Source organism: Trinickia sp. EG282A, assembly GCF_040965455.1.
GTDB lineage: Bacteria > Pseudomonadota > Gammaproteobacteria > Burkholderiales > Burkholderiaceae > Trinickia > Trinickia symbiotica.
Window position 1 is genome coordinate 1 of the sequence record NZ_JBFRCC010000060.1, and the last position, 219, is coordinate 219.

Consider the following 219-nt stretch of genomic DNA (forward strand, 5'->3'; position numbering starts at 1 on the left):
ATGCGCTATTCGATTTGAATCGCTACGTGCATCGGCTGCGCGTTAAGTTGCCGGCGCAGTCGCGCACCGTACTGACGCGCGCGCAACGCGCTTGGCGCAGCTATTTCGATGCGACCGCGGGGCTCGGCTCGGAAACCGATCGCGTGGATCTAATCGGCGGGCGCGTGGCCACTTTCAAGCGGTTGTCGGATACGGTGGGGGCGATTGAGCGAGGCGGCT

Annotated in this window: 1 protein-coding gene; it reads left to right on the top strand. The window is 63.9% G+C overall.

The window, feature by feature from the left end; all coding sequences use genetic code 11:
• Window positions 1-219, top strand: a 219-nt coding sequence (locus tag AB4Y31_RS31900; protein ID WP_368677433.1) for a lysozyme inhibitor LprI family protein, incomplete at both ends; no start/stop codon positions are given.